Source organism: Myroides indicus (assembly GCF_004364575.1).
GTDB lineage: Bacteria > Bacteroidota > Bacteroidia > Flavobacteriales > Flavobacteriaceae > Flavobacterium > Flavobacterium indicum_A.
The window spans coordinates 152654-159422 of sequence record NZ_SOAG01000003.1 but is presented as its reverse complement, the minus strand read 5'-3'; the positions used below and the strand labels follow the sequence as shown (position 1 = coordinate 159422).

Below are 6769 nucleotides of genomic sequence, written 5' to 3'. Positions count from 1 at the left end.
GACAGAGACTGGAAGCTAAAACCTTCGGCAATGGTTAAATACGGTTTTAATGCACCGATGTCATTTGATGTTAGCTTAAATGCGATGTATGCCAATAAGTTGGAAGGCGGAATAACTTACCGAAAAGATGACGCCATAGGCGGTATGCTGAATTACAGGATTACCAAGAGCCTTAGAATCGGTTATGCCTATGATTACATCACTTCGGATATCCGAAGAGAAGCCAAGGGATCGCATGAGTTTATTCTGCTTTACGATTTGTTTTTCTCGAAAAGAGTATCGAGTTCTTCGAGATATTTTTAAAATATAATGTTGCTATCGCTTGCTTTCATAAAAAAGTTATTCTCCTCAGAGGATAGCTTTTTTATTCTTATTGGCTTTTGAATATATACTTTTAGTAAAGAATCCTGTGCTTTTATATTTGTTATAAGCGAACTATTATCTAAATAACTTTTTCATATATTTGTCTGCAAAGTCATGTTTGAAGCTATCCTTAAATAAACAAATAACTAATTTATATTAATTCATAGGAATGAATAATTTACAAGAAACTATTGAAAAAGCGTGGAACGACCGTTCTTTACTTCAAAAAAGCAATACTCAATCAGCTATTCGCGAAATTATAGAACTGATTGACTCAGGGAAATTGCGTGTTGCAGAACCAACAGAAAATGGATGGAAAGTAAACGAATGGATAAAAAAAGCCGTAGTTATGTATTTTCCTATTCAAAAGATGGAAACGCAGGAAATTGGAATTTTTGAATATCACGATAAAATGCCTTTAAAGAAAAATTATGCAGAAAAAGGTGTTCGCGTTGTTCCTAATGCAGTTGCTCGTCATGGTGCTTATATTTCTTCAGGAGTTATTCTAATGCCTTCTTATGTAAATATAGGAGCTTATGTTGATGAAGGAACTATGGTAGATACCTGGGCAACAGTTGGCTCATGTGCGCAAATTGGAAAAAATGTTCATTTATCAGGAGGAGTTGGAATAGGGGGAGTTTTGGAACCTCTGCAAGCAGCTCCTGTAATTATTGAAGACAATGTTTTTGTTGGTTCACGCTGTATTGTGGTAGAAGGAGTTCATGTAGAAAAAGAGGCTGTTTTAGGAGCAAATGTTGTTTTAACTGCATCTACTAAAATTATTGATGTTACAGGCGACAAACCTATAGAACTTAAGGGCAGAGTACCTTCCAGAAGTGTAGTTATCCCTGGAAGTTATACTAAAAAATTTCCTGCAGGAGAATATCAAGTTCCTTGTGCTCTGATTATAGGAAAAAGAAAAGAATCTACAGACAAAAAAACCTCTTTAAACGATGCATTAAGAGAACATAATGTGGCTGTATAATCTGTAAAAAACAAAAAACAGAATTAAAAATTCTGTTTTTTATTTTATCCTTATTAATCAAAACTTTATATGAAGAAGATTTACTCACAAAATCTCCTCTTGTTTTTAAAGAGATTTTTGCTTGTCTTTTTATTTTACCAATTATGCAGAGTTGGTTTTTATTTTTATAATTCACATTTACTGGATACATGGAGTTTTAAAACTTTTTTGGGAGGAGTGCGTTTTGATTTATCTGCTTTAGGCTATGTCAATATTTTATTTGCTCTTTTACATTTGGTTCCTGGTAATTTTCAAACTCAAAAAGGATATCAAAAGTTTCTTTATTATAGTTTTTTTATAACAAATATCATTATCTTATGTTTAAATTATGTGGATTATGAGTATTTTAAATTTATAGGAAGACGGAGTACCTACGCTTTTATTACTGCTTCTGGAATGGAGCAAGAACTTCCGGGCTTACTGAAATCGTATATTGTAAACTACTGGTGGATTCCTCTATTTATGTTTTTTTCTTTTATTCTATTTTGGCTGTTATATCGCAAAATTAACTATAAGATTATTTACAGTAGATTTTCATTCGGAGGTTTATTTTTTGCCCTATTATTGGCTACTGTCATGCTTATTTTAGGACGGGGTGGTTTTCAGCCTAAACCTCTAAGATTAGTAGATGCGGCTCAATACGGTGGGCTAAAAAACACAGCTTTAGTTTTAAATACTCCTTTTTCAGTTCTGAAGACAGCAGGAAAAAATGAAGTTTTGGAAGATGTGCATTTTTTTAAGGATGAAGAGTTGTTGACTATTTTTAACCCTGTTCAGACTTTTAAATATGACAGTATTAATAATAAAAATGTCGTTTTGCTTATTGTAGAAAGCTTTGGTCGAGAAAATATGCACCGAGGACTTACACCTTTTATGGATTCGCTTGCATTAAACAGTTATTTTTTTGAGAATGGTTTTGCTAACGGAAAAGTTTCTATAGATGCTGTACCTTCTGCAATTTCAAGTATTCCAAGTTTAATGAACAGAACTTACATTACTTCAAGCTATGCCTTAAACGATGTATATCCGCTTCCTAAAATACTGAATAGTAATGGATATCATACTGCTTTTTTTCACGGAGCATTTAATGGCAGTCAAAACTTTGATCAGTATGCTAATGTTGCGGGATTTAAAGAATATTATGGCAAAAATGAATACGAAGGTCCGGAAGCTTTTGATGGTTCATGGGGAATATTCGATGAAGAATTTATGCAGTTTTTCAGTAAAAGGCTAGATGATTTTTCCAAACCTTTTTTTGCAACTCTTTTTACTATTTCTTCCCATGCCCCTTATACCATACCCAATAAGTACAAAAATAAATTTCCAAAAGGCGTTGCAGATATCCACGAATCTATTGCTTATACAGATTATTCGCTCAAAAAGTTTTTTGAAACAGCCAAAACAAAAGATTGGTACAACAATACTATTTTTATCATCACCGCAGATCATACATCATCCGAACCACAGGAAGAACATTGGAAAACCAATGTAGGAAAATTTAGAATCCCGATTTTATTTTTAACTCCCGGAGATGAATCAATTCCTGTTAAAAAAGTAGAGAAAAATTTTCAGCAGATTGATATTTTACCTAGTTTGATGGATTATTTACAGATTACTACACAAATAATTAGTTATGGGAAATCTTATAAATCAGAAAATGACTTTGTAGTAAATTATCTCGACAATATTTATAACTATGAACAAGGGGATTATTACCTTGCCTTTGACGGAAAGAATACTATGGGACTATATAACTGGAAAAAGGATCCCGAACTTAAAACTAATCTAAAAAATACAGAACCCGAAAAAGTAAAAGAAATGGAAAGTTTCCTGAAAGCTTATATCCAGTCTTTTAATCACAGAGTAAAAAATAATCTTTTAACTGTGGATAAATAGTTAAATAATCTTTTGCCTCTTATACAAAATCAAAAAGACCGTTATCAATTTAACGGTCTTTTTTTATATTAAGTAAGAAAAATCGTATTAGACAATAATAATGTTTTTATTTTACTTTGTTTACGATAGCTGCAAAAGCTTCTGGGTGATTCATTGCTAAATCTGCAAGAACTTTACGGTTCAATTCAATATTATTAGCTTTTAATTTACCCATGAACTGAGAATAGCTAAGTCCGTGTAATCTGGCTCCTGCGTTAATACGCATAATCCAAAGTGAACGGAAATTTCTCTTTTTTTGCTTTCTGTCGCGGTAAGCATATTGCATTGCTTTTTCTACCGCATTTTTAGCTACTGTCCAAACATTTTTACGTCTTCCAAAGTAACCTTTGGCTTGCTTCAAGATTCTTTTTCTTCTTGCTCTTGAAGCTACTGAGTTTACTGATCTTGCCATATTTTTTTATTTTTTTGTAGTGGGCGGTTTTTTCAAACTCTTCTCAAAATTTTATTGCACCACTCCAGGGTTATTAAATAGTTTTAACCGGATCAATTTTTAGATTAATCTCAATTGATCTTTAATGTTAGCTTCGTCTGCTTTAGATACTAAAGTAGAATGTGTTAAAGCTAATTTACGCTTTTTAGATTTTTTAGTCAAAATGTGACTTTTGAAAGCGTGCTTTCTTTTGATTTTTCCAGAACCAGTAAGTTTAAAACGTTTTTTAGCACTGGATTTTGTTTTCATTTTAGGCATCTTAATTTCCTAGTTATTAGTGATTATCTTACTTAATAATATTTTTTCCTTGTAAAAGGGTTACTTTTTCTTTTTAGGAGCGATAAACATAGTCATACGCTTTCCTTCTAATACAGGCATAGATTCAACTTTTCCATATTCTTCTAAATCCTGAGCTAGTCTTAACAATAAAATCTGCCCTTGATCTTTATAGATAATTGAACGACCTTTAAAAAATACAAATGCTTTTAATTTTGATCCTTCATTTAAAAATTTTATAGCATTTTTCTTTTTAAACTCATAGTCGTGTTCATCTGTTTGCGGACCAAAGCGAATTTCTTTAACGGTGATTTGTGTAGATTTGGCTTTTAATATTTTTTCGCGCTTTTTCTGTTCATAAAGGAATTTTTTATAATCGATTACTTTACAAACGGGTGGTTCAGCATTGGGTGAAATTTCCACTAAATCTAATTCTTGTGCTTCAGCAATACGCATAGCGTCTGCAAGCTTATATACACCAATTTCAACATTATCTCCTACAAGTCGAACTTCAGGAACACGAATGGCATTATTAATTCTATGCGCATCTTTTTTTTCTTCGCGAGGTTTATAACCTCTTTTTTGTCTTATTGCTATGGCTTTAAAAGTTTTTTGCTTGTTTTATCAAGCGGTTATACATTTTTTTACTCTCCAAATTGTTTGGTTGAGTTTTTAATTTCGTTATTAATTATTGCAATGAAATCTTCTACTTTCATTGTTTGGTTTGATTTTCCGGAATCTCCGTGTTTTCTAACAGAAACCATGCCGTTTTTCTCTTCCTCTTCACCAAGAATCAGCATATAGGGAAGTTTTTGAACTTCAGCTTCTCGGATTTTTTTTCCGATAGTTTCATTTCTGTTGTCAATCAACGCGCGAATTTCGCTATTTTCTAGCAAATCTAAAACTTTTTTCGCATATTTTTCATATTTCTCACTCAGAGACAAGATAATAGCTTGTTCCGGCATCAGCCAAAGCGGGAAATTTCCACCGGTGTGTTCTAGTAAAATAGCGATAAAACGCTCCATAGAGCCAAATGGGGCTCTATGAATCATTACCGGACGGTGTAATTCATTATCTGACCCTTTGTAACTAAGTTCAAAACGTTCCGGCAGATTATAATCTACCTGTATGGTTCCTAATTGCCAGCTTCTACCCAAAGCATCTTTAACCATAAAGTCAAGTTTAGGTCCGTAAAAAGCTGCTTCTCCGCTTTCAATTATATAGTTTAAACCTTTATCTTTTGCTGCATTTATGATGGCTTGCTCTGCTTTTTCCCAATTTTCAACTGATCCGATATATTTATCAGGATTGTTTAGGTCACGAACCGAAACTTGAGCAGTAAAGTTTTCAAATCCAAGAGAACCAAATACATATAAAACAAGATCAATGACCTTTTTAAATTCTTCATCCAACTGATCGGGAGTACAAAAAATATGTGCATCATCCTGGGTAAAGCCTCTTACTCTTGTTAATCCGTGTAATTCACCCGATTGCTCATACCGGTATACTGTTCCGAATTCAGCAAACCGCTTCGGCAGATCTTTGTAAGACCACGGTTTTGCATTATAAATTTCGCAGTGATGCGGGCAGTTCATCGGCTTCAATAAAAATTCTTCACCTTCAACCGGTGTGTGAATTGGCTGAAAACTGTCGGCTCCATATTTAGCATAATGCCCAGAGGTTACATATAACTCTTTTTGTCCGATGTGTGGTGTAACCACCTGTTCATACCCTGCTTTTTTCTGTGCTTTACGCAAAAATTGCTCTAATCGATCTCTTAAAGCAGCACCTTTTGGAAGCCATAAAGGCAATCCTTGTCCTACTTTTTGAGAAAAAGTAAACAAATCCAGCTCTTTACCTAATTTACGATGATCACGTTTTTTAGCTTCTTCAATCAGAGCTAAATATTCTGTTAAATCTTTTTGTTTTGGAAAGGAGATACCATAAACGCGTGTTAATTGTTTGTTTTTTTCATCTCCTCTCCAATAGGCTCCTGCCACGGATAAAACTTTAAAAGCTTTGATTATTCCTGTATTAGGAATGTGTCCGCCTCTGCATAAATCGGTAAAGCTATCATGATCGCAAAACGTAATTGTGCCGTCTTCGAGATTTTCAATTAATTCTACTTTATACGGATTTTCTTCTTTTTTATAAAATTCTAAAGCTTCTGCTTTGGATGCGGAACGTATTTTAAAATCGTGCTTGCCTCGTGCTATTTCTAAAACTTTATCTTCTATTTTTTTGAAATCAGCATCACTGACTTTGTGATTTACAAAATCTACATCGTAGTAAAATCCATTTTCAATCGCAGGTCCTATTGTCAATTTGATTCCGGGATAAAGCTCCTGTAAAGCTTGAGCCATGACGTGAGAAGTGGAGTGCCAAAATGCTTTTTTCCCTTCTGCATCATTCCACGTGTATAAAATTAAACTACCATCTTGGGTCAGAGGAGTAGTGGTTTCAATGGTTGTTCCGTTAAAGTTTGCTGAAATTATATTTCGAGCTAACCCTTCACTAATGGATTTAGCCACATCAAAAGGAGTACTGCCTGAAGCAAACTCTTTCACTGAACCGTCTGGTAATGTAATTTTTATCATCATAAAATATTAAAATAAGTGCAAATATACATGATTTTAATAACTGATACAATTTTTAAGAGCCGCATGTTTTATGCAATAAAATCGAAAAAGGATGAGTTTATCAAAAATACTATTGTTTTT

The 6769-nt window shown here is 33.4% G+C and carries 7 protein-coding genes; 3 read left to right on the top strand and 4 right to left on the bottom strand.

Features of this window, described 5'->3' with window-relative positions:
• The 3 genes from C8P70_RS02300 to C8P70_RS02290 form a co-directional block, all read left to right on the top strand.
• The coding region (locus tag C8P70_RS02300) for a type IX secretion system membrane protein PorP/SprF (RefSeq protein ID WP_133711735.1) at window positions 1-303 on the top strand (303 nt) is incomplete at its 5' end.
• 229 nt (window positions 304-532) lie between these two features.
• Window positions 533-1348: a 2,3,4,5-tetrahydropyridine-2,6-dicarboxylate N-succinyltransferase gene (locus C8P70_RS02295; RefSeq protein WP_133711734.1), complete on the top strand. Its 816-nt coding sequence runs from the start codon at window positions 533-535 to the stop codon at window positions 1346-1348.
• Window positions 1349-1417: 69 nt separating this feature from the next.
• Complete coding sequence (locus tag C8P70_RS02290; RefSeq protein WP_133711733.1) at window positions 1418-3283, top strand: LTA synthase family protein; 1866 nt, start codon at window positions 1418-1420, stop codon at window positions 3281-3283.
• Window positions 3284-3389: 106 nt separating this feature from the next.
• Here the strand turns inward: C8P70_RS02290 and rplT are convergent, their stop codons facing one another.
• The 4 genes from rplT to thrS form a co-directional block, all read right to left on the bottom strand.
• The gene (gene rplT, locus C8P70_RS02285; RefSeq protein WP_133711732.1) at window positions 3390-3734 is read right to left on the bottom strand and encodes a 50S ribosomal protein L20; all 345 of its coding nucleotides are present in this window, start codon (window positions 3732-3734) and stop codon (window positions 3390-3392) included.
• Between the two features lie 99 nt (window positions 3735-3833).
• Window positions 3834-4031 carry a 50S ribosomal protein L35 gene (rpmI, locus tag C8P70_RS02280; protein ID WP_133711731.1) on the bottom strand — a complete coding sequence of 66 codons (198 nt, stop codon included), beginning with the start codon at window positions 4029-4031 and terminating at the stop codon, window positions 3834-3836.
• Between the two features lie 60 nt (window positions 4032-4091).
• Entirely contained in the window at window positions 4092-4646 is a 555-nt protein-coding gene (infC, locus tag C8P70_RS02275) for a translation initiation factor IF-3 (protein WP_166666161.1), read from the bottom strand.
• Window positions 4647-4693: 47 nt separating this feature from the next.
• Complete coding sequence (thrS, locus tag C8P70_RS02270; protein WP_133711741.1) at window positions 4694-6646, bottom strand: threonine--tRNA ligase; 1953 nt, start codon at window positions 6644-6646, stop codon at window positions 4694-4696.
• Between the last annotated feature and the right edge of the window lie 123 nt (window positions 6647-6769).